General features: G+C 64.6%; 20 protein-coding genes. 13 read left to right on the top strand and 7 right to left on the bottom strand.

The annotated features are described in order from the left end of the window. The first annotated feature begins 7 nt into the window (after positions 1-7). The 6 genes from AC0Z35_RS03880 to AC0Z35_RS03855 all read left to right on the top strand — a co-directional run bounded on the left by AC0Z35_RS03880 (position 8) and on the right by AC0Z35_RS03855 (position 9,445). Positions 8-1,444, top strand: a complete 1,437-nt coding sequence (locus tag AC0Z35_RS03880; protein ID WP_485131323.1) for an aldehyde dehydrogenase family protein — start codon at positions 8-10, stop codon at positions 1,442-1,444. 25 nt (positions 1,445-1,469) lie between these two features. Next, the gene (locus AC0Z35_RS03875) at positions 1,470-2,222 is read left to right on the top strand and encodes a glucose 1-dehydrogenase (RefSeq protein WP_046807567.1); all 753 of its coding nucleotides are present in this window, start codon (positions 1,470-1,472) and stop codon (positions 2,220-2,222) included. 132 nt (positions 2,223-2,354) lie between these two features. Continuing rightward, the gene (locus AC0Z35_RS03870; RefSeq protein ID WP_485131324.1) at positions 2,355-3,479 is read left to right on the top strand and encodes a zinc-dependent alcohol dehydrogenase family protein; all 1,125 of its coding nucleotides are present in this window, start codon (positions 2,355-2,357) and stop codon (positions 3,477-3,479) included. 36 nt (positions 3,480-3,515) lie between these two features. Further along, on the top strand, positions 3,516-4,820 hold the full coding sequence (locus tag AC0Z35_RS03865; RefSeq protein WP_485131325.1) for an ABC transporter substrate-binding protein: 1,305 nt from the start codon (positions 3,516-3,518) through the stop codon (positions 4,818-4,820). A 528-nt stretch (positions 4,821-5,348) separates the two neighbouring features. Continuing rightward, positions 5,349-8,609 (top strand): T6SS effector BTH_I2691 family protein, encoded by a 3,261-nt coding sequence (locus AC0Z35_RS03860; RefSeq protein ID WP_485131326.1) that lies wholly within the window; start codon positions 5,349-5,351, stop codon positions 8,607-8,609. Continuing rightward, on the top strand, positions 8,609-9,445 hold the full coding sequence (locus tag AC0Z35_RS03855; RefSeq protein ID WP_485131327.1) for a DUF6708 domain-containing protein: 837 nt from the start codon (positions 8,609-8,611) through the stop codon (positions 9,443-9,445). Before AC0Z35_RS03860 ends, AC0Z35_RS03855 begins: the two co-directional genes overlap by 1 nt. A 252-nt stretch (positions 9,446-9,697) precedes the next feature. Here the strand turns inward: AC0Z35_RS03855 and AC0Z35_RS03850 are convergent, their stop codons facing one another. From AC0Z35_RS03850 to AC0Z35_RS03840, 3 genes are all read right to left on the bottom strand, one after another. Then, complete coding sequence (locus AC0Z35_RS03850) at positions 9,698-10,738, bottom strand: DUF2235 domain-containing protein (RefSeq protein WP_485131328.1); 1,041 nt, start codon at positions 10,736-10,738, stop codon at positions 9,698-9,700. A gap of 298 nt (positions 10,739-11,036) precedes the next feature. Then, positions 11,037-13,388, bottom strand: coding sequence for a cytochrome P450 (locus tag AC0Z35_RS03845; RefSeq protein ID WP_485131329.1), 2,352 nt, complete (start codon positions 13,386-13,388; stop codon positions 11,037-11,039). Between the two features lie 72 nt (positions 13,389-13,460). Further along, positions 13,461-14,450: a Bug family tripartite tricarboxylate transporter substrate binding protein gene (locus tag AC0Z35_RS03840; protein ID WP_485131330.1), complete on the bottom strand. Its 990-nt coding sequence runs from the start codon at positions 14,448-14,450 to the stop codon at positions 13,461-13,463. Positions 14,451-14,606: 156 nt separating this feature from the next. Between AC0Z35_RS03840 and AC0Z35_RS03835 the strand changes: the two genes are divergently transcribed. The 7 genes from AC0Z35_RS03835 (at position 14,607) to AC0Z35_RS03805 (ending at position 20,619) form a co-directional block, all read left to right on the top strand. After that, positions 14,607-15,545 carry an IclR family transcriptional regulator gene (locus AC0Z35_RS03835; RefSeq protein ID WP_485131331.1) on the top strand — a complete coding sequence of 313 codons (939 nt, stop codon included), beginning with the start codon at positions 14,607-14,609 and terminating at the stop codon, positions 15,543-15,545. A 97-nt stretch (positions 15,546-15,642) separates the two neighbouring features. Next, complete coding sequence (locus tag AC0Z35_RS03830; protein WP_046807670.1) at positions 15,643-16,641, top strand: Bug family tripartite tricarboxylate transporter substrate binding protein; 999 nt, start codon at positions 15,643-15,645, stop codon at positions 16,639-16,641. Positions 16,642-16,692: 51 nt separating this feature from the next. Then, on the top strand, positions 16,693-17,676 hold the full coding sequence (locus AC0Z35_RS03825) for a tripartite tricarboxylate transporter substrate binding protein (protein ID WP_485131332.1): 984 nt from the start codon (positions 16,693-16,695) through the stop codon (positions 17,674-17,676). A gap of 36 nt (positions 17,677-17,712) precedes the next feature. Then, complete coding sequence (locus AC0Z35_RS03820; protein WP_046807672.1) at positions 17,713-18,357, top strand: flavin reductase family protein; 645 nt, start codon at positions 17,713-17,715, stop codon at positions 18,355-18,357. A 36-nt stretch (positions 18,358-18,393) separates the two neighbouring features. Further along, a complete protein-coding gene (locus AC0Z35_RS03815) occupies positions 18,394-19,008 on the top strand; it encodes a glutathione S-transferase (RefSeq protein ID WP_485131333.1) in 615 nt (204 codons plus the stop codon). A 130-nt stretch (positions 19,009-19,138) separates the two neighbouring features. Continuing rightward, positions 19,139-19,753 (top strand): carboxymuconolactone decarboxylase family protein, encoded by a 615-nt coding sequence (locus tag AC0Z35_RS03810; protein WP_485131334.1) that lies wholly within the window; start codon positions 19,139-19,141, stop codon positions 19,751-19,753. Beyond that, positions 19,750-20,619, top strand: coding sequence for an amidohydrolase family protein (locus AC0Z35_RS03805; protein ID WP_485131335.1), 870 nt, complete (start codon positions 19,750-19,752; stop codon positions 20,617-20,619). Before AC0Z35_RS03810 ends, AC0Z35_RS03805 begins: the two co-directional genes overlap by 4 nt. A gap of 54 nt (positions 20,620-20,673) precedes the next feature. Here AC0Z35_RS03805 and AC0Z35_RS03800 read toward each other — a convergent pair whose 3' ends face one another. The 4 genes from AC0Z35_RS03800 to AC0Z35_RS03785 all read right to left on the bottom strand — a co-directional run bounded on the left by AC0Z35_RS03800 (position 20,674) and on the right by AC0Z35_RS03785 (position 26,301). Continuing rightward, a complete protein-coding gene (locus AC0Z35_RS03800; protein WP_046807675.1) occupies positions 20,674-21,636 on the bottom strand; it encodes a LysR family transcriptional regulator in 963 nt (320 codons plus the stop codon). A gap of 66 nt (positions 21,637-21,702) precedes the next feature. Then, entirely contained in the window at positions 21,703-22,674 is a 972-nt protein-coding gene (locus AC0Z35_RS03795) for a Bug family tripartite tricarboxylate transporter substrate binding protein (RefSeq protein ID WP_485131336.1), read from the bottom strand. A gap of 43 nt (positions 22,675-22,717) precedes the next feature. Beyond that, positions 22,718-25,081, bottom strand: coding sequence for an acyl-CoA dehydrogenase family protein (locus AC0Z35_RS03790; protein ID WP_485131337.1), 2,364 nt, complete (start codon positions 25,079-25,081; stop codon positions 22,718-22,720). Next, on the bottom strand, positions 25,078-26,301 hold the full coding sequence (locus AC0Z35_RS03785) for a CaiB/BaiF CoA transferase family protein (RefSeq protein WP_485131338.1): 1,224 nt from the start codon (positions 26,299-26,301) through the stop codon (positions 25,078-25,080). The genes AC0Z35_RS03790 and AC0Z35_RS03785 overlap by 4 nt, the downstream gene beginning before the upstream one ends. Positions 26,302-26,309: the final 8 nt, after the last annotated feature.

Here is a 26,309-nt window from a genome sequence, read left to right as displayed (position 1 = left end):
ACATTGCATGACGCAGATGATTATCAACGGCCGCCAGGTCGATGCCCATGACGGGCGCACCATAGACGTGGTGTCGCCGGTGGACGGCGACGTATTCACCACCATTCCGCGCGGTCAGCAGGCCGACGTGGATGCTGCTGTCGGCGCCGCCCGCGCCGCGCTGGAAGGCGATTGGGGCCGCATGACGGCGCTGGAACGCGGCCGCCTGCTGCTGCGCCTGGGTGAATCCGTGCTGGCGCATCACGAAGAGCTGGCGCGGCTGGAATCGCGCGACACCGGCAAGCCCATGTCCACCGCGCGCGGCGACATCACGGTGCTGGCGCGCTACTTCGAGTTTTACGGTGGCGCGGCCGACAAGGTGCACGGCCAGACCATTCCTTTTCAGAAGGACTATTCCGTCCAGCTGATCCGCGAGCCGCTGGGCGTGACCGCCCACATCATTCCTTGGAATTACCCCGCGCAGATGTTCGGCCGCAGCGTGGCCCCGGCGCTGGCCATGGGCAACGCCAGCGTCGTCAAGCCGGCCGAAGACGCCTGCCTGTCCATCATCTGCGTGGCCGAACTGGCTTTGGAAGTGGGCTTTCCGCCGGGTGCGCTGAACATCGTGACGGGCCTGGGCGAAGAGGCGGGCGCCAGCCTGTCGCGTCACCCCGACATCAACTTCATCACCTTCACCGGCTCGAACGAAGTGGGCGTGCTGATCCAGCAGGCCGCCGCCGTCAACGCGGTCAAGTGCGTGCTGGAACTGGGCGGCAAGTCGGCCCACATTGTGTTCGACGACGCCAACTACAAACTGGCCATTCCCGCCATCGTCAAAGGCATCGTCCACAACACCGGGCAGACCTGCACGGCGGGCAGCCGCCTGCTGGTGCAGCGCGGCGTGTATGCCGATTTCATGAAGGCGCTGGCCGCCGAGTTTTCCAAGGTGCGCGCCGGCACGCCCGACATGGACCTGACCTGCGGCCCGGTCGTCAACAAGGCGCAGTTCGACCGCGTCAACCGCTACATCGCCAAGGGCCTGGCCGATGGGCTGACCGTGGCGGCCGAAGGCGCCATTGCCGACGGCGTGCCTTCTGGCGGCTACTTCGTGAAGCCGACACTGTTTTCCGCGCCCTCGCACGACAGCACCTTGCTGACCGAAGAAATCTTCGGGCCGGTGCTGGTGGCGCTGCCCTTTGACACCGAAGCCGACGCCATCCGGCTGGCCAACGCCACCGACTACGGCCTGCTGGGCGCGGTCTGGACCGAGAACGGCGGACGCCAGCAGCGCGTGGCGCGCGGCATCAAGTGCGGTCAGGTCTACATCAACGGCTTTGGCGCGGGCGGCGGCGTGGAACTGCCGTTTGGCGGCGTCAAGAAAAGCGGCCACGGGCGCGAGAAGGGCTTCATCGCGCTGGAAGAAATGAGCACGACCAAAACGCTGATCCAGTTCTACGGCGAATGATCGCCACGCATATCGGAGTCAAGTCATGAGTCAGTTGCAGGGTAAGGTCGCCATCGTCACGGGCGGTGGCAGCGGTTTCGGCGAAGGCATCGTCAAGCTGTATGCGAAAGAGGGCGCCAAAGTCGTCATCGCCGACATCAACAAGGAAGCCGCCGACCGCGTGGCCGCCGAAGTGGGCGCCGCCGCGCTGGCGGTCAAGGCCGACGTGTCCAGCCGCGCCGACATCGACAACGTCGTGCGCGTCTGCCAAGAAAAATTCGGTTCCGTCGACATCGTGGTCAACAACGCCGCCATCACCCACAAGAACCAGCCCATGCTGGACGTGGACGAGGCCATGTTCGACCGCATGTTCGAGATCAACGTGAAGTCCATCTACCACATGGCGCAGGCCGTGGTGCCCGTGATGCGCAAGCAAAAGCGCGGTGTGATCCTGAACGTCGGGTCCACCGCCGGCATCCGCCCGCGCCCCGGCCTCAGTTGGTACAACGCGTCCAAGGGCGCGGTCAACGTGCTGTCCAAATCGATGGCCGTGGAGCTGGGCCCCGACGGCATCCGCGTCAACGCCATCTGCCCGGTGATGGGCATCACCGGGATGTTCGAACTGTTCATGGGTCTGCCCGACACGCCCGAGAACCGCGCCAAGTTCGTGTCCACCATTCCGCTTGGCCGCTTCTGCCAGCCATCGGACGTGGCGGCGGCGGCCTTGTTCCTGGCCAGCGACGCGGCGGAATTCATCACTGGCGTGGAGTTCCCGGTGGACGGCGGACGCACGGTGTAAGGCTGTGATCGGGGCGGTGCCTGCCGGCCGGTTGCCGGTCGGCATTGCTAGTGGTCCGTATTGCTTTCGGTCCGCATCGCTTCTAGCCCGTATTGCTTCTAGCCCGTATTGCTTCTACTTGGATGTCAGCGCATGAAAATCAAAGCGGCGTTGTTGCGTAACGTAGGGGTGCCCGGCCCTTATGCCCAGACCCGGCCCCTGACCATCACCGAGGTCGACCTGGACCCGCCCGGCACGGGCGAGGTGCTGGTGCGCATCAAGGCGGCCGGGCTGTGCCATTCCGACCTGTCGGTCATCAACGGCGACCGCCCGCGCGGCGTGCCCATCGTGTTGGGGCACGAGTCGTCCGGCGAAGTGGTCGAGACCGGCCCCGGCGTCACCGACTTGAAACCCGGCGACCACGTGGCCATGGTGTTCGTGCCCAGCTGCGGCTGCTGCAACCCCTGCATGGAAGGCCGCCCCGCACTGCGCGAACCCGGTGCGGCCGCCAACACGCAAGGCACTTTGCTGGGTGGCGACCGCCGCCTGCACATCGGCGAGGAATACCTGAACCACCACACCGGCGTGTCCTGCTTCGCGCAATACGCCGTGGTGTCGCGCCGGTCCTGCGTGAAGGTCAACGTTGAACTCAGCCATCGCGAAGCCGCGCTGTTCGGCTGCGCCGTGTTGACGGGCGCGGGCGCGGTGCTGAACCGCGCACGCATCAAGGCAGGCGACACCGCCGCCATCGTCGGGCTGGGCGGCGTGGGCCTGTCAGCCTTGCTGGCTGCGGTTGCGGCCGGTGCGCGCCGCGTGGTGGCCATCGACCTTAGCGACGAAAAACTGGCGCTGGCCAAGGAGCTGGGCGCCACCCATGTCGTCAACCCCAAGCAGGTCAAGACGGACGATGACTTGTTCGATCTGGCCGGCGGCCGCGTGGACTACGGCTTTGACATGGCGGGCGCCGTGCCCGCCTTTGAAACCGCCTACAAGCTGACCCGGCGCGGCGGCGCGACTGTTACCTCGGGCCTGCCCAACCCCAAGTTCAGCTTCCCGCTATCGCTCTCGCAGATGGTCGGCGAAGAGCGCGACATACGGGGCAGCTACCTGGGTTCCGGCGTACCCGCCATCGACATCGGCCGCTATATCGACCTGTACAAGGCGGGCCGCCTGCCGGTGGACCGGATGATGGGTAAATCATTTTCGCTGGACCAGATCAACGAGGGGTTCGATCACCTCGCCACCGGCGGCAGCCTGCGCGACGCCATCGTTTTCTAAGGGCATAGACCCGACTACAACACTGGAGAGACAACCATGAAAACCTCAAGACTGGCCGCGCTGTTAGGCGCCACCCTGCTGTCCGGCTTCGCGGCGCTGGCCGGCGCCGCCGACAAGCCCAAAGAACTGAACATCGGCATCTCGACCTTCCTGTCGGGCTCGGCATCGGTGTTCGGCGTGCCGGCGCGCGACGCCGCTGAAATCCTGATCCAGGACATCAACGCGGCAGGCGGCATCGACGGCGTCAAGCTTGTGCCCAGCTACATCGACGAAGGCGGCGGCGGCGAAAAACTGTTGTCCGAATACCGCCGCCTGGCCGAAGGCGGCACGCGCGTGATGCTGTCGGCCATTTCAAGCGGCCACTGCAACATCGTGGCCCCCGTAGCCGAAGACCTGAAGGTGCTGAACGTGCTGTGGGACTGCGGCACGGAAAAGGCGCTGGAAGGCAAGAAGTACAAGTACGTGGTGCGCACGCAAGCCAACGCCACCACCGAAATGGTCGCGCAGGTGCTGTACCTGATGAAGGTCAAGCCCGACTTCAAGACCATCGCCATCGTCAACCAGGACTACGCCTGGGGCCGCGACTCGCGCGACATTTTCCTGGCCGCGCTGAAGAAGTTCAAGCCCGACGTAAAGGTCGTGGCCGAGATGTTCCCCAAGTTCGGTGCCGCCGACTTCTCCACGGAAATCAGCCGCCTGCAAGCACTGCGACCCGACGTCATCGTGTCCACGTCATGGGGCGGCGACCTGGACAACTTCGTGCGCCAGGCTTCGCAGCGCAACCTGTTCAAGAACTCTACCTTCGTGCTGTCGCTGGCCGAAAGCTCGCTGGAACGCCTGGGCAACGCCTTGCCCGAAGGCGTCTACGTCGGCGCACGCGGCGATCACTACTTCCTGCACCCGGAAACCAAGGACGACCCGCAGCACCAGGCCTTCGTGAAGAAATTCCACGACAAGACCGGCGCGTACCCGATCTACTCGGTCTACCACATGGTGCAAGCCATCCAGGGCCTGAAAGCAGGCTACGAGAAAGCCATCAAGGACAACAACGGCGCCTGGCCCACCCCGGAACAAGTGGCCGCCGCCATGCACGACGTGTCCTTCAAGGGCTACGGCCGCGAAGTCAAAATGCACCGTGCTGACGGCCAGGGCCTGGAAGCGCAATTGTTCGGCGTGACCAAGAAGAGCGACAAGTACCCATTCAAGGTGCTGGCCGACATTACGATCGTGCCGGCCGAACTGGTGACGCCGGGAGTGGAAGACACGTCGATGGGCTGGATTGAAAAGAACCTGACCCCGGATGTCTTGAAAAGCGACCAGATCAGGGTGTATTCGAACTGAGCAAGCTGTGTTGTGTGTGCAGGGACTCCCCCGGCGAGCAATCGTCGGGGTTTTTTTTTGGTTTTTTTAAGGTGTCAGACTGCATTTTTTATTCAGCAAAACATAGTGCGATGACAGACCAAGAGCCATGGTTCGCATCCTTAGGGAAGAGTGGCGTGCGGTCATTCTTCACAGCGTGGGCCAGATTTGACCTGATCGGGCCAATTTTGACCCGCTACAAGCCATTGATTCAATAGCGATATTTTTTTATCGGGTCAGAACTGGCCCGTTTTCTGGGGGAAAACGGCGGTTTCGTAGGGATTCCGGTCAGAGAGCTCCGTCGTAAGTGTCTTAGCCGCATGGCAAGCCATTGATTTCATGGAGCTTATTGACAGGACGTGACGCTCGGCATGGATGTTGCATGAGTCCGGCTAGCGCTTCCTTCGGAAGCCCCCCGGCCGCCATGGCCGACACGACGACGGAGCCCGTCATGCCTACCCCCGCAACGTTTTGCATTGCCAGCAAGAGCCTTGGCCTTCGAGTGTTCGCATGACGCTCAGCCAATCGCTTATCGACATCGTCGAAGAAACCCTGCCGCTGCCACCCGGCAGTTGCAACGCCTGCGAACGCAACGGCGTGCCGATTCTGCTGCTGCGCCCGGCGGTGGTGGCCAAGAGCCCGTTCTTACATGCGCGCGGTGCGCTGTCGCATCCTGGTCTGCAAGAATCGCTGCGCATCATGCGCAAGGGCTATGTGTATGTGCTGCTGGACCGCAGGGTATGGCATGCCTATCAAGTGACCGATGCGGGCCATATGCGGCATTTCGATCCCTACGAGATGGCGCGCGACGAGCCTGCTCCGCTGGCCGAGCGCTGCGTTCAGGCCGCCCACGACTTGCCCGCGTCGTTCATCGGTATCGACATTGATAAGTACAAACTGGCCTGGATCGCGTATTCGCAAGACCCTTGGCCGACGGCGGTGCTGGATGCGTACAAGTCAGGCGACGGTTTGAATGCCAATTACCCGCTACGGTTTGTCATCGTGGATCTGCCCAAGTTGCGGGACGATCCCACGGCGGGTAGCACCGCGCTGGCGCTGGAACATGCGCATCCGGTGAACAAACACGTGGCGGAGTATGTCAGCGGTGTCGACGACTTCGGCAGTGTTCACGGCTGGTCATCGCGCGTGACGCAAGCCACGGGCATGCGTAACTACCTGACGCTGATGGAACGGCAGCACCGCTTGCCGCAAGGCGTGACCGGGCTGATTCTGCCCGACCCGATCGGCATGGCCGAAGAACTCAACAACGTCCGCCTGGCCGCCTATACGCAGAAGCGCTTGTGGTCCGAAGAGCCGACTCGCCGCTATGCCTACCTGACCTCGCAATGCCTGCTGGCAATTCAACAGATGTACGCCGTGCAGACCGACGCCGAGACGATGGATAGCCCGACACCCTTGCTCGACATCATGCCCAGCGAGTCCGGCACGCCACCCGTGTTCTGGGACCCCGCGCGTGAACGGCAAGAGCGGGTGCAGGCCAAGATCACCGATCGCGTTGAACGATTGAAAGAACGCTACTGGGAAACCAATCCCCCCGCCGAACCGCGCCGCCATGGCCGGGCGAGCTTTCAGTCCCGGTATGACCGCGACATCAAGCGGTTTGAAAAAGATATCGATGCGTATGGCAAGGATTGGGCGCAGGTACTGGGTAGCGCGGCGTGGAAGCGCATCGTGGCAATGGACTATTCCGATACCGATGAACGATCGCGTCTGCTGCGCTTGATTACGGTTGGTGCGTGTTTGGACGGCGGGATTACCGATGCGATGCCTGCGCCTGATGCCGCGTCGGCGGAGCCTGAAACGCTGGGGCCTACCGGCACCGCGTGGCAGTCGTTGCTAAGTGATCCCAACAGCGCCGCCTATCTGGCCTTGAACGGCCATCAAACCTTTTTGCAAACCACCTTTATCCCGCTGTTCGGCGCCGGGGCGGTTGCCAACGACGCCGGGAAAAAATACTTCGACGCCGTCAAGAGCATCATCAGCAGCAAAGAAATCGGTGCATGGCGAGAAGGCCGAGCGGCAGACGCCGCCGACCAACTGCTGACCGCCATGCACGGCGCCAGCGAGCGCCTGAATCAACACTTGAGCGCCGGCTCCAAAGCCGCCGTCGATGCGGTTCACGTGGGCGGCGCGTGGCTGTACCGCAAGGCGCAGATGACGCAGGTGGTGGTTCAACTCACGGTGGGGGAACTGCTGTCCATCTGCGCCGAAGAGCTGCAACGCGTCGGCGAGCCCCTGCAACAAGACGCCAGCCGGCGCGTGCGCGCGTTTGTGTTCGCCGGCTTGATCAGCATCCCGGACCCGGCGGTGCGCAATACGCTGATTGACGTGACGCTGTGGATGGAAGGCAGCGCGGAAGAGATCCGGAAGCGAATCAACGCCTTTGAGAAAGTAGCCGGCGATCCAGTAGAAAATGTGGCGCGCCAGGTGGAAGGTGTGGTCCGTCAAGCGGAAGATGCGGCGCGCAAGGCGTCGCATGGCGCGATGCGAAAGATCTCGGTCGGCATGAAGAACCTGGAAGCCCCGGCGGCGCAACTGCTAAAGGGTTTGGAGTTAAGCGCGGCCCACGCGCAGGAGTTCGCGAAGAATGGGCTGACGAGTCTAAAGCGATTGTCTGTCGGGTCGGGTTATGGCGCGCTGTCACTGGTCAGCTTGTATTTCCTGCATGACAGCGTGCGTACCAGCCTGGATGCGGCGCGGGAGACTGTCGGTGCAAGGCATCCGGAAGCGATGGCCGCGTTGTATGGGGCAGGGGTGGGGCTGCTGGGGGCGGGTGTGGAGGCGGGTGGGTTGACGCTGAGAATTGGCGCGGAATGTGTGCAGCCGTTCATGCGACGGGTGGCGGCAGCGGAGGGCGGTGCTGTGACGCGGGCGATCGGGATGGGGAAGACGCAGATCAAGGCGGGAGGGGTAATCGCGGCGTTGGGCGGGGTGGCGGATGGGGTGGGGAGTTTCGCGGCGGAAGTTCGGACGGATTTATTGGGAGATGTCGACGCGGGAAAACAGTACAAGTTGAGTGGCTTCATTTCACTCTTCGGTGCTGCCGCGAGCATCTTTGGCATCTTGGTAGACGGAGCCTTGTTAGGGCCACTGGGCCTTGGAATCGTGCTTGGACTGGCCGCTTTCGTTGTCGGAAAAAACGCCAAGTCTCTTGAGTCGGACAGTCTGGAAATGTGGGCCCGTCGGTCCTACTTTGGCAAAGCAGAACAAGAACGTCGTTGGGAGGGGGCTGACCAAATGGACGCGGCGATTTCGGCGTTGAACGCTGCGGTCATAGGAATGGATGCAACCCTGGGCTTTCATTCCGCCAAGCGGGTAATGGATACCGATTTGCTTCTAACGTCAGACATTCTGCAGATCCAGGCAACGGGCGGGGTCGAATCGGGAATTGAACTGGCCTATCGGATCGTGTTGCCAGGGTTCGACCCCACGATATCGCGCTTCGAATTCAGGCTGCTTTTAGAGAGCTTTGGCGTGGAAAGAAGCGGACGCCGAGGTCCAAAACTGTCAGAGGGCGTGCTTGCGGCAATGCACCACAACAGCATGCGGTGGGCCCCTGGATTGGATTCGTATAAATACTTGCTGCCAGAAGATCAGGGTTTGCCAACCCGAGAATCTCCCGTCTTGAGTTGTCGATACTGGCTCGGACCCATGCACAGTATCAAGAGCGCCACGATCGAGATCACGTTCTGGCCTGACAGGGATGACCTTACCGGTTACGCCCGCATCAGCATGACCGAGGACGCGTAATGGTTCAACCCAAACTCAGCCCGGCCTGCTTGGGATGGAAACGCGACTTGCCCGGCCCAAATGACCGTCCCGATGCAATTCCTAGCTTGCGTGAAAACGCGCCCAATCATGTTGATGATGTCTACATGGAACTGTCTCGTCGATCATCCCGCATACGTGGGGTGTTGTTGCTGTTTATCCCATTTATGCTCTATGCGACGATCATCGGAGTACCCGGCGTCATTTGGAGTTTGCTGGTGGATCACCCCAGAGCGTTCACTACGAGCGATTGGTCGACGCTGTGGATCGCTGTGTTCGTTTTGGCAATTGGTGTCTGGATGACCGCATTTCTGTATCTGGCCGACGTCTCCCCCCCACGTGACCTCCCCATCCGCTTCAACCGCGCCCGCCGCCGCATCTACGTCTACGGCTTCCACATGGTCTGGTGGAACCCGTTCACCCGCTGGTACGTCACCACCGCCAGCTACCCCTGGGACGACGTGCGCGCCGAACTCTGGGAGCAATGGGGCGTCACCTCCGGCGGGGGCTTGATGATCAAGTGGGGCGTGTCCCTCGCCATCGTCAAACCCGGTACCAACGACGTCATCGAACGCTTCCACCTCAGCACCTACAACCACGACCTGGACAACCTCTGGGCCTACGTCTGCACCTATATGCAGCAAGGCCCGCAAGCCTTGCCGCCGTGCGACATCGAACCGCGCGATGCGAACGATGTGCCGGCGTACAACCTGGCATTGCGGTGGGCGCCTCGGGTGGAGTGGCCGGAGGCGATGGATTGGGAGTCGCGATCTAGCGAATATTCGCGTGGGTTGGAGGGCAGGGGAGAAGGGCGGTGATGAGATCAATCACGATTGTGCCTGACGTGGATGACCTTACCGGCTATGCCCGCATCAGCGTGACGGAGGAAGCGTAATGCCCAGATCGATGCTCAATCCTCCCTGCGCCGGTTGGAAGCGTGATCTTCCGGGTCCGAACGAGCCGCCGGAAGTGGCTCCGGCGCTGCGCGAATGCGCCTCGAACTATCACTTCGGGACCTAGCCAGTCTTGGATAGGTTTAATAATTTGGATGTGCGAGGCAAGCGTCTGGGCTACCCCCGCCCCACCGGCAAGGCCGCCACCGCCTCCCTGAAATCCGGAAACTCCTTCAAATACTCCACACTCCCTTCCACCCGCCTCACCACTCTTTCATCCACCGTCAGATTCAACACGGTCTCGCCGTCCCAAACCCGCGCTTGCTTCTTCACATGAATCAGCACCTTCTCGGTGAACTCCTTGTACGAGTCGTGCGGATTGCACTGGTCATAGTCGGTGGAGATGCGCTGCGCGGTGCCGGCTTCCAACCCCGCCTGCCGCGCCTTTTCCTGGATCCACGCTGCCGGTAGTGTCTGCAAACTCCCGTCGCGATATCCTCCGCCGATATCCGAGTGCGCGCCGATGAACCAGCGCTGTTCAACCGGCCTGTCCGGCGGGCGCGGTTCGGATGTTGCCAGCCTTGTCCATAGCGTTGGGAAATACGGCTCGCGGTATTCGTTCGTTGCGATGGCGTGATAGGCGTTGCGGACGTGGTTGCTCAGTTCGGTGTCGTGAAAGTTATAGAACTTTGAAAACCCGGGAAACGAAATGCCGCCGACGGGTATGCCCAGGCTGCCCACCGTGTCCCAGACGCCGACGAAATGCAGGTCGGTGTCGCGCGAGAACTGAGCGCGAAACGAAATGGCGTCGATGGACGAGGGCAGGCACTCATCGCGGTAAAGCGCGTACGCTTCGGCGACGTTGTCGTCGGTGGGGTTTTTGAGCAGGCCACATTTGCGGACCATGCCGGCCAGGCTGCGTGCCGAGTACGCGCCACGGCTGAAGCCGAACAGGAAAATGTGGTCCCCAGGTTCTTGGCGTTGGCACAGCCATCGGTAGCCCTGGCGGATATTGGCGGACAGGCCGGCGCCGAATGCGCCGCCCAGGAATTTATCGATGGCGGCCCACAGGCCTTGGCCTTGGGTGCCGACGCCTTCGATATACAGGGTTTCCTGCGTGCTGGTTTCGGGCGCGGCTTTGTAAAGCTCGTAGGCGTTGGTGCGGTCGTTGGGTTCGTTCCACGTACCGTCAAAGAAGATGGCCAGATTCTTCTGCATGCTCGGCTCTCCACAGATCGAGTCTTGCGATACATCTGCTGCTGGCTGGGATGACGCCCGCGTGAGGCACGCTATCACGCGGGTTACCCGTTTGCCGCCCGCGTGGTTTCCCTGCTGGCGGCATGTACACCGCTTTTTTTACTAGGGGTGGCGGACGCAAAAACGCCTGCGCGGGCGCTTGGGCGCAGGCGGGGCGGGAAGGGGGGATAAACGAACTAATGAATGCGTAGCCATCCGCCGTACAGGCGGATGGTATCCACGATTGGCGAGGTTGGTAGCCGGGTCGGTCAGTCCACCGTCACAACTCCAACACCACCTTCCCACCGCCACACGAGCGCGAGCAGCACGCCATCATCTTGTTGTTCGCGTCGCGTTCAGCGCGCGTGAGCACGACGTCGCGGTGGTCAATCTGCCCCTCCAGCACGCGCACCTCGCACGATCCGCACAGGCCTTCCTCGCAGTCGCTTTGCACGTCGATATTGGCGCCGCGCAGCGCGGTCAGCAGGGTCTGATCCGCGGGCACGTTGATGACGATGCCCGAGTCCTTCAGCACGACTTCAAATGGCTGTTCCTTGGACGGATCCAGCGTGCCCAGGGTGGAATGGAAGTGTTCCACGCGCAGCGCATCTTCCGGCCACGCGGCGCAGCACGCCGCCAAGCCATCCAGCAAGCCTTGCGGGCCGCACGCATAAATCTGCGTGCCGAAATCCGGCTGGGACAACAGCGCCGCGTAATCCGCGCGCGTGCCTTCGTCTTTGACGTGGGCATGCAGGCGGTCGCCGTGCAACGCGACAAGTTCGTCCAGCATCGCCATGCAGCTGCGTGACCGCCCGCTGTAATGCAGTTGGTAATCCAGGCCCAGTTCCTTGGCGCGCCGCGCCATGGCGCTGATGGGGGTGATGCCGATGCCGCCGGCAATCAAGATCAGCTTGTCGGCCGCTTCATTCATGCGGAAGTGATTGCGCGGCCCCCGGATGCGCAAGCGTGTGCCGACCACCGCGTTCGCGTGCATCCATGCGGAGCCGCCTCGGCCTTCCGTTTCCTTCAACACGGCAATTTCAAATACACCGGTCTCCGAAGGATCGCCGCACAAGGAATATTGGCGCGACAAGTCCGTGTCGCCGCATTCCACGTCGATGTGCGAGCCCGGCGTCCAGCGCGGCAGCGGCTTGCCATCGGGCGACACCAAACGCAGGCGCAGGATGCCGTCAGCGGCTTCGACCGCGCTTTGCACGACGACGGGCCGCGTGATGGCGTGCGACGAGGGCTCGCCGATGCGCACGGGGTGCTGATCATTCAGCAATGCCGGCGACGCGAGTTCCGGGTTCTGCTTCGGGTCCCACTCCACCCACAAGTGCTCCGGCCCGCGAAACGAGGTATTGGGCACATAGGTAAACGACTGCTCCGACAGCTTCATATGCGGCAGGCGGCGCGTGAGTTCTTCCAGGAAGATCTGCATTTCCATGCGGGCCAGGTTCTTGCCCATGCATTGGTGCGAGCCGTAGCCGAATGTGAGTTGGTCGCTGGCGTTTTCGCGGCGGATGTCGAAGAGGTCGGCGTCGTTGAATTGGCCTTCGTCGTGGTTGGCGGACGACGTGACGATCAGCAGCTTGGAGCCTGCCGGAATCGGCACACCGGCGATTTCGACGTCGCGCGTGGCCAGGCGGCGCCATGCCGCGACCGAGCCGTTATGGCGCAGGCATTCTTCGACGGCGTTGGGAATCAGGTCGGGGTCTTCACAGATCTCGCGCCAGGCGTCGGGGTGTTGCAGCAGCAGCTTGATGGCGTTGGCCGATGCGTTGGCGGTGGTTTCGTGGGCGGCGACGATGCCGGCCATCATCATGGAATGCAGGTAGGAATCGGTGACGACTTCCGGATGCGTCTGCTGCTTGCGCAGGCCGTATTGCATCCAACCGGGGCCGGACGGGTCCTGGCGCATCTTGTCCAGGATCTTGCCGGCCAACTGCCAGAAATTGCCCACGGCATGCGCCACGGCCACTTGTTCTTCAGGCTTGGGGCGGCCCCAGGTGTTGACCGTGTGCGCGATGGAATATTGGCGCAGCAGCTCCATGTCTTCTTCGGGCACGCCAAGGAAATGCAGCGCCACGGTCAGCGGCACTTCCCACAGCATCTGGTCGACGAGATCGGCGCGGCCGTCGTTGATGAAGCGGTCGACGTATTCGCGGGTCAGGCGGCGGACCATGGGCTCGTGGTGCTTGAGTTCTTCGGGCGTGAACGGGTCCATCAGCACGCGGCGGCGCGGCATGTGGGCGGGCTCGTCTTCGTTGACCAGCGTGCGGTTCATGGCGTAGCCGTACGACGCCAGCACGGCGTTGGCCTCGGGCCCGGTGGGGGTGATTTTTTCCAGCGCGATGGACGGGCTGAAGGTGATGTTGTCGCGAAAGATGGCCTTGATGTCTTCGTAGCGGGTCACCACCCAGTAGCCCAGCTTGGGGCTGTAGAACACGGGTTCCTGCTCGCGCGCCCAGCGCACGTATTCAGGCGGGTCTTGCTGATAGCCATCGCCAAAGGGGTCGAACTCGGCCGCGCGCGGGCTGACGGGGCAGCCGGTTGGGCTTTGCATCGCGGCAAGCGCCGCGTGATCGATGGGACAGCCCGACGGGCGCGAGGGAGAGGGCGATTGGCTCATGATGCTTTCCGTGTATTCGTGATGCATCGGCCTGCCGCGTGGGCGGCAGGCCGCGGGTGGTGATGGCAGCGCTTAGTCCAGCGTGATCTTCAGATCGCTGATCAGCTTTTGCCAGCGGGCGCGTTCGGCTTTCAGCATGTCGGCGTATTCGGCGGGCGTGTTGCCGACCGGCTCGATGCCGAATTCCACCAGGCGCTGGCGCGTGGCCGGGTCGTTGATGGTGGCGACCACCTGCTTGTTCAGCGCGTCGATGACGGCGGGCGGCGTACCCGCCGGCACCACGACGCCCACCTGCGCGGCGGCCTCGACGTTCTTCAGGCCGATCTCGGCAAACGTCGGCACGTTGGGCAATTGCGGCAGGCGCGTGGGGTTGGCAACGGCCAGCGCGCGCACTTTGCCGCCGTTGATGAAGCCCGCGCCGGCCGCCAGGTCGACCATCATGGCGGGGATCTGGCCGCCCGCCACGTCAGCCAGCGCGGGCGATGCGCCGCGATACGGCACGTGGGTCATGGTCAGGCCGCTTTCGACTTTCAGCAGTTCCATGGCCAGGTGGTGCGGGCTGCCCGCGCCAGCGGAACCGTAGTCCAGGCCTTCCTTGCGTGACTTGGCCTCGGCCAAAAATTCCTGAACGGTGTTGACCTTCATGGACGGGCCCACCACCAGGATCATGGGAAAGCGGCCCATCAGCGTGACGGGCGCCAGGTCCTTGACCGGGTCATACGACAGCTTCTTGTACAGCGCCGGGTTGAACACCAGCGTGCCGTTGTCGGCGGACAGCATGGTGTAGCCGTCGGCCGGGGCGCGCGCGGTTTCCGAGGCGGCAATCGCGGTGTTGCCACCGGGTTTGTTCTCGATGACGACGGGTTGGCCCAGGCGGCCGGTCAGGCCCTGGCCGATGCTGCGGGCCAGGAAGTCGGACCCGCCGCCCGCCGCGTACGGCACCACCCAGCGCACGGGTTTGGACGGGTAGTTGGCCGGTGCGGTTTGGGCAAACGCGCTGGCACAGGCCAGCAGGGGCAAGGCCAAAAGGCCGGCAAGCAGGGGGTGTTTCAGGGCGCGCATAGGCTGTCTCCGTATTGGGATGACCTGATGGCATCCCTTCTTTTGCGTAAATCATATACGCAATGCGTAATTTTTCAAGAAGGGTTAACCTTGGATCCGCGCCGGCAGGCCCCCAGCCGCCCCGCGCGCCCGCATTCGCCAGGAATCACCGCTGATATGACCCCATCCAAGCCGTCCAAGAAGATGCCCGCCAAGTCCGCCCGGACGTCCGACGAGGTTGCCCCCAAGGCGTCGACAAAGGCGTCCACGAAGGCATCCACCAAGGCATCCACCAAGGCATCCACGAATGCGGATGTGAATCCGGAAAGGGACACCCGCCCGCTCGAAAGGCGCCAGCGCGTGCAGGCTGCCGAGACCGGCATGGTGGTGTTGAAAGGCCTGGCCCGAATGGGCGGGCGCGCCAGCCTGACCGCGCTGGCCGCGCACGTGGACGAAAGCCCCGCCAAGGTGCATCGCTATCTGATGAGCCTGATCGCCGAGGGCCTGGTGGACCAGGAAGTGGCCACGCAGCAGTACCACCTTGGCCTGGAAACGCTGATGGTGGGCGTGGCCGCCATGCGCCAGGCGGACCCGTTGCGCATCAGCGAACCCGTGTTGATCCGGCTGCGCGAAAGCCTGGCGGTGACGTGCTTCATCGCCGTGATGGGCAACAAGGGCCCGACCATCGTGCGCTTCGAGGAACCGGCGCTGCCCGTCACGGTGAACGTGCGCGTGGGCTCGGTACTGTCGATGCTGTGGTCCGCGACCGGACGCGCGTTTCTGGGCGCTTTGGACGAAGCCCCGATCCAGCGGATGGCCCTGGCGGAACTGGCCGAGGCGCCCGACGATTTGCGCGCCTTGCTGGACCGCGACGATCCCATCGGTGGGCTGCGGCGTCAGGTGCAAGCGGCCGGCTGCGCCACGGTCAAGGATACGAACCTGCGCGGCATCAGCGCCGTGTCGGCGCCCTTGTATGACCACACGGGCCGGCCCTGCGCGGTGTTGACGGCGCTGGGCGCGACGGGTGGCTTTGATGTGTCGCCCAACGGCAAGGTGGTGGCGGCGGTAAAAAAAGAAGCCGCGGCCGCCAGCGCGGCATTGGGTTACGTGGCGTAGCCCTGCGCAAAGCAGATATGCGATACCGCGCATAGCGCCGGCCCGGCCCGCCGCATACCATGCTTCAAACACAAAAATCACAAGGTTTGGAGACGGTATGAAGATCGCAAGGGCGCTGACCTCGGTCGGCCTGTGGCTGCGGGTGGGGGCGGCGGTATCCGCCGTCGGGATGATGGGGCCGGCCGTGGCGGGCGCCTATCCTGACCACTCCATCCGGATGGTGGTGCCGTTTCCGGCGGGGGGCGCAACCGATTTGATGGCGCGCGCGCTGGCGCAAGGGCTGGGTGACAAGCTGGGCCAAGCCATCGTGGTGGAAAACCGGGGTGGCGCTGGGGGCACGATTGGCGCGGAAGCCGTGGCCAGCGCGGCGCCCGACGGCTACACGCTGCTGTACTCGACGATGGGCGTGCTGACCATCAACCCGTCGCTGTACCCCAAGCTGCGCTACGACCCGCAAAAGAGCTTCGCGCCGATCTCGATGACCAACCTGACGTCGAATCTGCTGGTGGTCAATTCCGATCTGAAAGTGAATTCCGTGGCGGAACTGGCGGCGCTGGCGAAGGCGCGGCCGGGCGAACTGACGTTCAGCTCATCGGGCAACGGCACGACCAGCCATCTGGCCGGCGAAATGTTCAAGTCCACGGCGGGTGTGGACATCCGCCATATCCCGTACAAGGGCACGTCGGGCGCCATCAACGATTTCCTGGCGGGCCGGATATCGATGATGATCGACACGTCATCGAACTTCATCGAACAGGTCAAGCTGGGCAAGGTGCGCGCGCTGGGCGTGACCAGCCGCCAGCGCTTGCCGGTGCTGCCCGATGTGCCGTCGATTTCAGAAACGCCGGGCTTTGAGTCGTACGAAGTCAGCCTGTGGTCAGGTGTGCTGGCGCCTGCCGGTACGCCGCGCGCGGTGATCGACAAGCTGAACCAGGACATCGCGGCGGTGATGACGTCACCGCAAATGGTCGAGCGCATGGCGGCCTACGGCATTCAGACCACGCACAGCACGCCCGAAGCGTTTGCCGCGCAGATCAAGACGGACACGGCGAAGTGGGCCAAAGTGATCGAGCAGTCCGGCGCCAAGTCGGACTGATTGCGAGACGGCCATGGGCGCGCGCTTGATCGCCCTTCAACGGGAAATTCCATGACATCGATGAATCCGTTTCGCTTGGCCAAAGCGGCCATGGTGGCGGCGCTGGCTGCACTGCTGATGCCGGCCGCCCACGCCGCGTCTTATCCTGACCGCCCCTTGACGCTGGTGAATCCGTACGCGGCGGGCGGCCCGGCCGATGTGGTGGCGCGCAGCCTGGGCCGCGCACTGGAAAAGCGGCTGGGCCAACCGGTGGTGGTGGAAAACAAACCGGGTGGCGGCGCGTCCATCGGCACGGGCTTTGTGGCCCGCGCCAAGCCGGACGGCTACACCTTGCTGCTGGGCACGTCCGCCGGCCACGTGGTGACGCCGTTGATGCAAAAGACGCCCTACGACGGGGTGGACGGCTTCGCGTTCTGTTCGGTGGTGGCCGTGCAGCCCATCATGCTGGTGGTGAACCCGGCGCGTGGCATCACCACGGTTGCGCAATTGGTGGAACGCGCCAAGGCCGAACCGGGCAAGCTCAGCTACGGGTCGGCCGGCGTGGGCGGCGCCACGCATCTGGGCGCGGAACAGTTCCAGCAGGCTGCGCACGTGCAGCTCAATCACATTCCCTACGCCGGCGCATCGCCCGCCATCAACGATGTGGTGGGCGGCCAGATCGACCTGGCCATGCTGAACCTGTCGGCCAGCCTGCCATTCATCCGCCAAGGGCGGCTGGTGGCGTTGGCGTACGCAGCCGACAAGCGTTCCCCGCTGCTGCCCAACGTGCCCACGCTGGCCGAAGCCGGCGTGGCGGGCGCCGAGGCCGCTACGTGGTACAGCCTGGCCGCGCCCGCCGGCACGCCGCCCGACATCGTGCAGCGCCTGAGCAGCGCCGTGCAGGCCGTGAACGACGACCCGGAATACCGGCGCGTGATGCAAGAGCAGGCGATAGAACTGATGTCCTTATCGCCCGCCGAGGCCGACGCCTACGTGCGCCGTGATCGCGCCGACATGCAGCGGTTGCTGGGCTCGTTGGGGCTGCTGGCAAAATGAAAAACCTTCGTAACGCCGCCGCAGGGCGATGCCGCCATGAATTTTGATTTCAGCCAACTGGCGTCCGCCGATGCGTTCAAGCTGCTGTCCAGCGTGGTCGTGCCACGGCCTATTGCCTGGGTGGTGACCCAGTCCGCGCGCGGCGATCTGAACGCCGCGCCGTTTTCGTTTTTCAACGTCGTCAGCAGTGACCCGCCCATCGTGGCGCTGGGCATCGGCCCGCGCGCCGGGCAGTGGAAGGATTCGTCGCGCAACATCATGGACACGGGTGAATTCGTGATCAACGTGGTGTCCAGGGAATTGGCCCGGCAGATGAACCAGACCAGCCTGGATTACGACGCCAGCGTTGACGAGCTGGCCCGCGTGGGGCTGTCCACGCAGCCATCGACGCTGGTCGCGCCGCCGCGCATCGCGCAAAGCCCGGCAGCGCTGGAATGCAAGGTGTGGCAGGTGATCGAGGCCGCGCCGCATCGTGTGATCGTGTTGGCGCGCGTGGTGGGCATGTATCTGCGCGACGACGCGTTGCTGAACCGCGATCGCTTTCATGTGGACACGCCCGCGTTGGGCTTGCTGGGCCGCATGCATGGCGCGGGTTGGTATGCGCACACAAGTGATTTGTTCCAGATGCTGGCGCCCACCGCGGCCAACGACCCGTCGGTGCTGCCCGCGCAAGGGCATTGATGCGCGCCCCGTCGCGCAACCCCAAGGAGAACCACGATGAAGTTGCATTGGTCGCCCAGGTCGCCGTTTGTGCGCAAGGTGATGATCGTTTTATACGAAGGTGGTATTGAAGACCGCGTGCAGTTGGTGCGCACGCCCGTCGCAATGGACAAGCCCAATCTGGATCTGGTGGCGGACAATCCGCTGATCAAGCTGCCCACGTTGGTGTTGGAAGATGGCACGGCCTTGTACGACTCGCGCGTCATCTGTGCGTATCTGGATGGGCTGACGGGCGGTCGGCTGATGCCTGGCGATGCCACGGCGCGGCTCGTGGCCGAGCGCCGGCAGGCGCTGGGCGATGGGTTTCTGGACGCGTTGTTGCTGTACCGCCAAGAGCGCAACAAGCCTGTGGAAAAGCAGACGGCGGCTTGGCTGGACGCGTTTGCGCTGAAGGTGCGTGCCGTGCTGGCCGCGCTGGAAGCCGAGACGCCCGCGTTGTCGGCCACCGGCTTCGACCTGGGGGTGATTGCCATCGGTTGCGCGCTGTCGTACATGGATTATCGTTTTCCGGATATCGATTGGCGCAGTGGCCACCCCAAGCTTGCCGCCTGGCATCAAGGCTTTTGCGCGCGCCCGTCGGTGGCGCGCAGCCAGCCGGATGAAACGCCGTGAACGCGCCGTATCGAACGTGGCCCGATGATGCGCGGGTCGTCGCGTGCATCGTTGCCGGCGTCATTGCGTGCGTCGATGCGCGCGGCGCGTCCGACTTGGCGCCGCGCCACAAACTGAACCGAGGATGATGATGAGCCGTATCCCGCTGCCTTCCCCCGACAGCATGACCGAGGACCAGAAACGCGTGTACGAGAAGATCGTCTCGGGCCCGCGCGGGCGCCTTGTGGGCCCGCTGCGCGCGGCGCTGCACAGCCCCGAACTTGCCGAACGCTGGCAGGCGTTGGGCGCCCTGCTGCGCTTTGGCACCAGCCTGCCGCCGCGTGTCAGCGAGTTGGCCATTGTGGTGACGGCGCGCCGTTGGAACAGCCAGATCGAATGGCATATCCACGCGCAGGCAGCGCGCGCGGCCGGCATTGCAGACGCCGTGCTGGACGCCATCCAGGCGCGGGAGATGCCGCGGTTCGACACGCGCGACGATGAAGTCGTCTACGAGTTCTCGCGCCAGTTGCAGGAAACCGGCCAGGTCGATCCCGACCTCTATGCCGAAGCGGTAGCGCGATGGCAGGCGGTGGGCGTGGTGGAGCTGACGGCGGTGATCGGCTATTACACCATGGTGTCCATGACGTTGAACGCACACGACATCCCGATGCCGGACGACGCGCCCGCGCCGCTGGATATTCCGACGCAAGGCGGCGCGCCGGCCTTGAGCCCATTGGCGGCGCTGCCGCGCAAGGAGCAGCCATGACGCCCGAGATACCGCGCATGCCCGTCACCCCCAGGCACGCGCTACCCGCCTTGGCCTGCGATGCACATTGCCATGTGTTCGGCCCGTATGACCGCTTTCCCCTGCAACACGCCTCGTCCTATGCCGCGCCGGACGCGCCTGCGCCGCGCTACCTGCGCATGCTGGATACGCTGGGCGCGGCGCGCGGGGTGTTGGTGCAGCCCGCGCCCTATGGCGTGGACCCGGCGGCGTTGTTGGACGCTTTGGCGCAAGGCGGTGAGCGGCTGCGCGGCATCGCGGTGGCCGACCCGTCGGTGACCGATGCGCAGTTGCAGGCGCTGGTGGATGGCGGCGTGCGCGGTCTGCGCTTTCTGGAAGCGCGCGACCCGGCGGGCAATTTGTTCCCCGGCAGCGTGGGCTTTGGGCAGATTGCCGCGATGGCGCCGCGCATGAAGCAGTTTGGCCTGCATGCCCAGCTATGGGCGCCTTGCGATGCGTATGTGCAGCATCTGCCGGCGTTGGCTGCGCTGGACGTGCCGATTGTGATCGACCATCTGGGCAGCCTGGTGCCTGCGCGTGGCGAACAGGATGCGGCCTTTCAGCTGCTGCGCGGCTTGCTGGCCGACGGGCGAATCTGGATGAAGCTGACGTTGTGCCGCGTGGGCGCCGCGCCCGACTATGAAAATGCCCGCTACATCCACGACGCCTTCACGGCCGCCAACCCCGATCAGGTGCTGTGGGGATCGGACTGGCCGTTCGTGCGCATGGGCGCGTCCGCGCCATCGGCCGATGCGCTGGTGGACGTGGCCTATGAATGGCTGGGCAACGACGGCTTGCGCAAGAAGGTATGGGTCGACAACCCGGCGCGCCTGTACGGGTTCGGTTGAGCGCGGCAGGCGGACCTGCGGCAGGCGGTCCTGCGGCAGGCGATTCCTTGCCCCTCAAGGTTCCGCATGCCACACGCCTTCGCCGCCGATTTCCCGCACCAGCGTTTCAATCTGCGCCGCCACTTCCATGACGGTGCGGCCCGGTCCCTTGGACCTGGAAAATGCCATGGAAATGATTCGGCCCATCGTCGGGTCGCGCAGCGCCGCGATGCTTAGCCGGCCTTCCTGCACCTCTTGCCAGACGGCATGTAGCGGCAGCACGGTGTACATGTTCTCGTGCTCCACAATCGACTTCATCAGCGGCAACGAATCCGCTTCGATCAACGGGGCAATGGTGATCTTGCGCGCTCGCGCCAGGCCGTCCAGCGCATTGCGCAAACCATTCGGCGCGCCCGGCAGGATAAAGGGCAGGCCGTTAAGCTGGTCGAACGTGACTTCGCCCGATGCGGTGCGCGTATCGCCCGCCGCGCCCACCAGATAGGAATCCACGTAGGCCAGCGCCTGCTCGCCCGGCGGGCACTTGTCGCCATAGCGGTACAGGATGGCGATGTCCACGCGGCTGTCCGTCAGCCACTCTTCGATCTGGCCGCTGGAGCCTTCAAGAATCTTCAGGTGCACCTTCGGGAAGTGCTTGCGCAGGCGCGAAAACAAGCGGCGGATCAGCGGATGCGCGGTGGACGGCAACAGCCCCAGCGTGACTTCGCCCGCGGGCTCGCGCGCCTGGCCGTTAAGCTCAAGTTCCAGCCGTTCGGCGTCGCCCAGCAGCGTTTGCACCAAGGGAAACAGCCGCTGGCCCACCTCGGACAAATTCACGCCGCGACCGGTGCGGTTGAACAGCCGCGCGTTGCACTCGCGTTCCAGTGCGTTGATGCGGCGGCTGAGAACGGATTGGTCCTGGTCCAGGTAGAGCGCGGCGCGCGTGATGCTGCCCAACTCCGCAATCGCCAGGAACGCCCTCCATTTGTTCAGGTCGGCAGTCAGGTCCAGGCTTAGCCCGGTGGCTTTGGCGAAAGGCATGATGGCGGGGCGGGGTCGCAGGCAGAAGGAACGGCATAAGCGTACGGCAAAGCGCGTGGCAACGGGTCATTCCAGCCCAAGCTTGCCGCGTCGGATCACGTCGCCCCATTTCTTGGATTCGGTTTCCATCAGCGTGCGGTACTGGTCCGGCGTGCTTGCCGCCGGAATGGCGCCCTGGTCGATCATCTTCTGGCGCAGTTCGGGTTCCGCCAGGGACTGGGCGATGGCCGCCGCCATCTTGTCGACGATGTCCTTGGGCGTGCCGGTGGGCGCGATGATGCCGTAGTTCGATTCCACGATCACGCCGGGAAAGCCCGCCTCGCGGGTGGTGGGCACGTCGGGCAGGCCCTCGAAGCGTTCGGGGCTGGCCACCGCCAGCGCGCGCAGCTTGCCTGCCTTGATGAAGCCCAAGGCTGCCGACGCGTCACCCGGGAACATCTGCACTTCGTTGGACAGCAAGGCCGTCACGGCGGGCGCGGCGCCCTTGTACGGCACGTGCATGATGTCGATGCCCGTTTGCTGCTTCAGCAGTTCGCCGCCCAGATGGGGCGTGGTCACGTTGCCGGCCGAGCCGTAGTTGTATTTGCCCGGATGCTGCTTGGCGCTGGCAACGAAGGCGGCCAGCGTGGTGTCGGGCAGCGACGGGTTCACCATGACCACTTGCGGAATGCGCGCCACCAGCGACACATACTGAATGGTGCTGACGTTGTAAGGCACCTTCATGACGTGCGGCAGGCCGGTGATGGCGCCCGGCACGCCGAAGCCGAACGTGTTGCCGTCCGGCTCGGCGCGCACGGTGGCGTCCACGCCGATGGTGCCGCTGGCGCCCGCCTTGTTCTCGATGACGATGGTTTGGCCCAGCCGCTTGCCCAGCGCGGGTGCCAGCAGGCGGGCCAGGTTGTCCACCGAGCCGCCCGGCGGGTAGGGCACGATCAAGCGGATGGGCTGGCTGGGCCAGGGCTGCGCGGCCTGCGCCACGGGCGCCATCGTTGCGGCCAGCAATACCGAGGCCACCGTCAATGCGGGTGCTTTTTTCATTGTCTCTCTCCTGATGGCGCCCAGTCGTGTCGGCGCGATGTTGTTATGCGCCGTCCAGGCCCAGGACCTGTTTGGCGTAGATGTTGCGTTGAATCTCGTTGGTGCCGCTGAAGATGGTGGCGGCCAGTGCGTTGAGGTAGGGCGCCAGCGCCTGCACGCCGCCATTCCCATCCCGATCCCCATCGCCGTAGCCCAGCCGCATGTCGGCGCCGCCGTATTCCTCGGCAATCTGGATCAGCAGCGCGCCCAGTCGTTCATGCGTTTCGGTGGCCCAGATTTTCAGTAGCGACAACGTCGGCGGCAACGGTCGACCGGCCCGGGCCATATCGGCAAACACGCGGTACATGGCGGTCAGGTCGGCGCTGTCCATCCGCAGTTCAGCCAGGCGGTCCGTAAAGGCGGGGTCGGCCAACAGGCCGCGTTGTCGCGCGATGCTGAAGATCTGTTGCAGCGCATGGCTCGCGTGCTTCGGGCTGCCGGAAAACAAGCGTTCGAAGCCCAGCAGTGCCTTGGCGATACCCCAGCCGGCGTTCAGTTCACCCACCAGGTTGGCGCGCGGCACACGCACCTGATCGAAGAACACTTCGCAAAACTCTTCGTGGCCGGACAGCGTGCGGATGGGGCGGCGGCTGATGCCGGGGCTGGCCAGGTCCACCAGCAGGAAGCTGATGCCCGCCTGCTTCTTCACCGTCTTGTCGGTACGCACCAGCATGAACATGTGCGTGGCGTCCTGCGCCAGCGTCGACCATGTCTTTTGCCCGGTCACGATCAGGTCGTCGCCGTCGATCACGGCTTCGCATCGCAACGCCGCCAGGTCCGAACCCGCGTTGGGTTCGGAATAGCCCTGCGCCCACACGGCCTTGCCCGACAGGATGCCCGGCAGGAAGCGTGCGCGTTGTGCCTCGGTGCCGTAGCGGATCAGGATGGGGCCCAGCATGACCAGGCCCTGGTCGGGTGCGCGCGCCACGCCATGGCGCTCGGCCTCTTCGATGAAGGCGATCTGCCGCGCGGGCGACAAGGCCATGCCGCCATGCTCGCGCGGCCACGATGGTGCAATCCAGCCCTGGCGCGACAGCGTGAAGTACCACGGCTTGATCTCATCCCAATGCAGCCGCCACGGCACATGCCGCAGGTGCTGGGGATAATGCGCGTGAAAAAAGCGGCGCAACAGCGCACGGAAGTCGGCTTCGGGCATGCCGTTCCAGTCGGCGTCGCGGGGAAATTCCCCCGGCGATGACGGCGTGGCGGTGTCGTCGGCAGGGGGCGCGGGCGCATCAGCCAGTGCGCCGTAGCGTTGGCGATGCGCGGCGGCGTTGCCCAGCCACGCGGCCAGGTGCAAGGCGCTGCGAAAATACAGGCTGACGTCGCATTCCTCGGTGTAGCCGATGGCGCCGTGCAACTGAATCGCCAGGCGCGTGGCGTCCAGCCCGGCGCGCGCCGCGCGGGCCTTCACCCGGCTGGCGGCAACCTTGCGAGCGGTGGCGACGTCCGGGTCCGTGGCGTCGGCCAATGTCGTTAACGCGTCCTGCAAACTGCTGGCCGCCAACTCCACCTGTAGCGCCGCGTCCACCAGCCGGTGTTGCAGTGCCTGGAACGATGACAACGGCTTGCCGAATTGCTGGCGCGTGTTCAGGTAGACCGCCGTATCGGCCAGCACCTGCCGCGCCACGCCGATCAATTCGGCCGATTGCATCAGGCGGCCGTAATCCAGGGCATGGTCCACGGCGTCCAGCACAGCGTCCTGGGACAGCAGCGCGTCGGCCGGCACGATGGCCGATTCGATGCTCAGGTGGCAGGCGGGCGTGCCGTCCGCGCGCGCATGGGGGCGCACGGTAACGCCGGGCGTGCCGGCGGCCAGGTAGAACAACAGGGTGCCTGGTTCGCTATCGGCCATTACCAGCCAGCCGTCCACGGCGGCGTCGGCAATGACATGGCGCTTTTCGCCGTTCAAGACATAGGCGCCTTCGCGCGGGGTGGCGCTGACGCCGAACACGCCCGCGGCCTCGCCGGCTTCCAGCTGCCCTTCGGTTTCTTGCCAGGCCAGCGCCATCATCCGCGTCCCATCGCACACCGCTTGGAGCAGGGTGTCGCGCAAGGGGGAGTCCGGCAGGGGTGTGATTGTCGTGAGCAGGGTTGCGCCCAATACGCCCGCGCCCACCAGCGGCTCGGGCAATTGCGCGCGTCCGGCTTCTTCGATGACGGCGGCCATCGCGTGCCAGCCCAGGCCCAGCCCGCCCATGGCTTCCGGCACGCTCATGCCGAGCCAGCCGGCGTCGGCGATCTGGCGCCAATAGGCGCGATCGGCGCCGCTTGCCGAGCGCTTGCGCTGGCGCTGGTCGCGGCGCGACAGAAAATCACGCGCGCTGTCGCGTATTTCTTCGATCAAGGCAGGGTCCACGCTGCTCATACGATGCCCTCGGCGTGCAGGCGCGCGATCTCGTCGTCGGACAGCCCCAGTTCGGCGCGCAGGACCTCGGCCGTATGTTCGCCCAGCAGGGGCGGCGGCAGGCCCGGCGCTATCGGCGTCTTGGAAAAATGGATGGGGTTGTTGATGACGGGCATGTCGCCCAGTTCAGGATGCGCGACGCGGCCCAGCACCTGGCGGTGCCGTACCTGCGGGTCCTCAAACACCTGGTCCATCGTGTAGATCGGGCCGCAGGGCACGTTGGCCGCAGCCAGCGCGTCGTTCCATTCGCCGGCGGTGCGCGCCTGCATGGCCGGCTCGATCAGGCGCGACAACTCGGCTTGCGCGGCGGCGCGTTTGGGGTTGCTGGTAAAACGCGCGTCGTCGGCCAGCGCGGGTAGCCCGATCACCGCGCAGAAGGCGCGAAACTGCGTGTCGTTGCCCACCGCCACCATCAGGTGTCCATCGCGGCAGGCAAACGCGCGAAACGGCGCGGTTATCTGCGAGGCCGACCCCATGCGCGCCGGCACCTGGCCGCTTGCCAGATAGTTCATGCCGATGTGCGACATGGCGGCAATCTGCGCGTCCAGCAAGGCCAGGTCGATATGCTGGCCTGCGCCAGAGATCTGGTCCCGATGGTGCAGCGCCGCCAGTATGGCCGCCACCGCGTAAAAGCCCGCCGTGATGTCCGACACGGAATACCCCGCCTTGACCGGCCCCGCGCCGGGTTCGCCATCGGGCACCCCGGTCACGCTCATCAGCCCGCTCATGGATTGAAAGATCGGGTCGTAGCCGGGCAGATGGCTGTACGGGCCGGACTGCCCGAAGCCGGTGATCGAGCAAATCACCAGCCGGGGGTTGACCTTGGACAGCGCGTCGTGATCCAGCCCGTAGCGGCGCAGGTCGCCCGCCTTGAAGTTCTCGATGACGATGTCGGCGCGCTCGGCAAGCCGGCGAACCAGCGCCTGGCCGTCGGGCTTGGAGATATCGATGGTCAGGGATTTCTTGCCCCGGTTCATCGCCACAAACGACGAGGTTTGCCGACTGGGTTCGCCATGGCGATCCGGCATCGGATAGCCCTGGTGCCGGACGTCGTCGCCCCGGCCCGGGCGTTCGACCTTGATGACCTCGGCGCCAAAGTCGGCCAGCATCTGCGCGGCCCACGGCCCGGAGAACACGCGGCTTAAATCCAGGACTTTGACGCCCTCTAATGCTCGGCTCATCGGTCTTC

Source organism: Achromobacter sp. 1L-A-4-B-C2 (assembly GCF_057291955.1).
This window is presented reverse-complemented; position numbering and strand designations above follow the sequence as displayed.

Coding starts and splice junctions, on each gene's coding strand:
- AC0Z35_RS03855 (WP_485131327.1), top strand. CDS start 8,609: ATGGTTCAACCCAAACTCAGCCCGGCCTGCTTGGGATGGAAACGCGAC.
- AC0Z35_RS03800 (WP_046807675.1), bottom strand. CDS start 21,636: ATGCCTTTCGCCAAAGCCACCGGGCTAAGCCTGGACCTGACTGCCGAC.
- AC0Z35_RS03840 (WP_485131330.1), bottom strand. CDS start 14,450: ATGCGCGCCCTGAAACACCCCCTGCTTGCCGGCCTTTTGGCCTTGCCC.
- AC0Z35_RS03825 (WP_485131332.1), top strand. CDS start 16,693: ATGACATCGATGAATCCGTTTCGCTTGGCCAAAGCGGCCATGGTGGCG.
- AC0Z35_RS03815 (WP_485131333.1), top strand. CDS start 18,394: ATGAAGTTGCATTGGTCGCCCAGGTCGCCGTTTGTGCGCAAGGTGATG.
- AC0Z35_RS03785 (WP_485131338.1), bottom strand. CDS start 26,301: ATGAGCCGAGCATTAGAGGGCGTCAAAGTCCTGGATTTAAGCCGCGTG.
- AC0Z35_RS03810 (WP_485131334.1), top strand. CDS start 19,139: ATGAGCCGTATCCCGCTGCCTTCCCCCGACAGCATGACCGAGGACCAG.
- AC0Z35_RS03880 (WP_485131323.1), top strand. CDS start 8: ATGACGCAGATGATTATCAACGGCCGCCAGGTCGATGCCCATGACGGG.
- AC0Z35_RS03865 (WP_485131325.1), top strand. CDS start 3,516: ATGAAAACCTCAAGACTGGCCGCGCTGTTAGGCGCCACCCTGCTGTCC.
- AC0Z35_RS03835 (WP_485131331.1), top strand. CDS start 14,607: ATGACCCCATCCAAGCCGTCCAAGAAGATGCCCGCCAAGTCCGCCCGG.
- AC0Z35_RS03790 (WP_485131337.1), bottom strand. CDS start 25,081: ATGAGCAGCGTGGACCCTGCCTTGATCGAAGAAATACGCGACAGCGCG.
- AC0Z35_RS03820 (WP_046807672.1), top strand. CDS start 17,713: ATGAATTTTGATTTCAGCCAACTGGCGTCCGCCGATGCGTTCAAGCTG.
- AC0Z35_RS03870 (WP_485131324.1), top strand. CDS start 2,355: ATGAAAATCAAAGCGGCGTTGTTGCGTAACGTAGGGGTGCCCGGCCCT.
- AC0Z35_RS03845 (WP_485131329.1), bottom strand. CDS start 13,388: ATGAGCCAATCGCCCTCTCCCTCGCGCCCGTCGGGCTGTCCCATCGAT.
- AC0Z35_RS03805 (WP_485131335.1), top strand. CDS start 19,750: ATGACGCCCGAGATACCGCGCATGCCCGTCACCCCCAGGCACGCGCTA.
- AC0Z35_RS03795 (WP_485131336.1), bottom strand. CDS start 22,674: ATGAAAAAAGCACCCGCATTGACGGTGGCCTCGGTATTGCTGGCCGCA.
- AC0Z35_RS03860 (WP_485131326.1), top strand. CDS start 5,349: ATGACGCTCAGCCAATCGCTTATCGACATCGTCGAAGAAACCCTGCCG.
- AC0Z35_RS03875 (WP_046807567.1), top strand. CDS start 1,470: ATGAGTCAGTTGCAGGGTAAGGTCGCCATCGTCACGGGCGGTGGCAGC.
- AC0Z35_RS03850 (WP_485131328.1), bottom strand. CDS start 10,738: ATGCAGAAGAATCTGGCCATCTTCTTTGACGGTACGTGGAACGAACCC.
- AC0Z35_RS03830 (WP_046807670.1), top strand. CDS start 15,643: ATGAAGATCGCAAGGGCGCTGACCTCGGTCGGCCTGTGGCTGCGGGTG.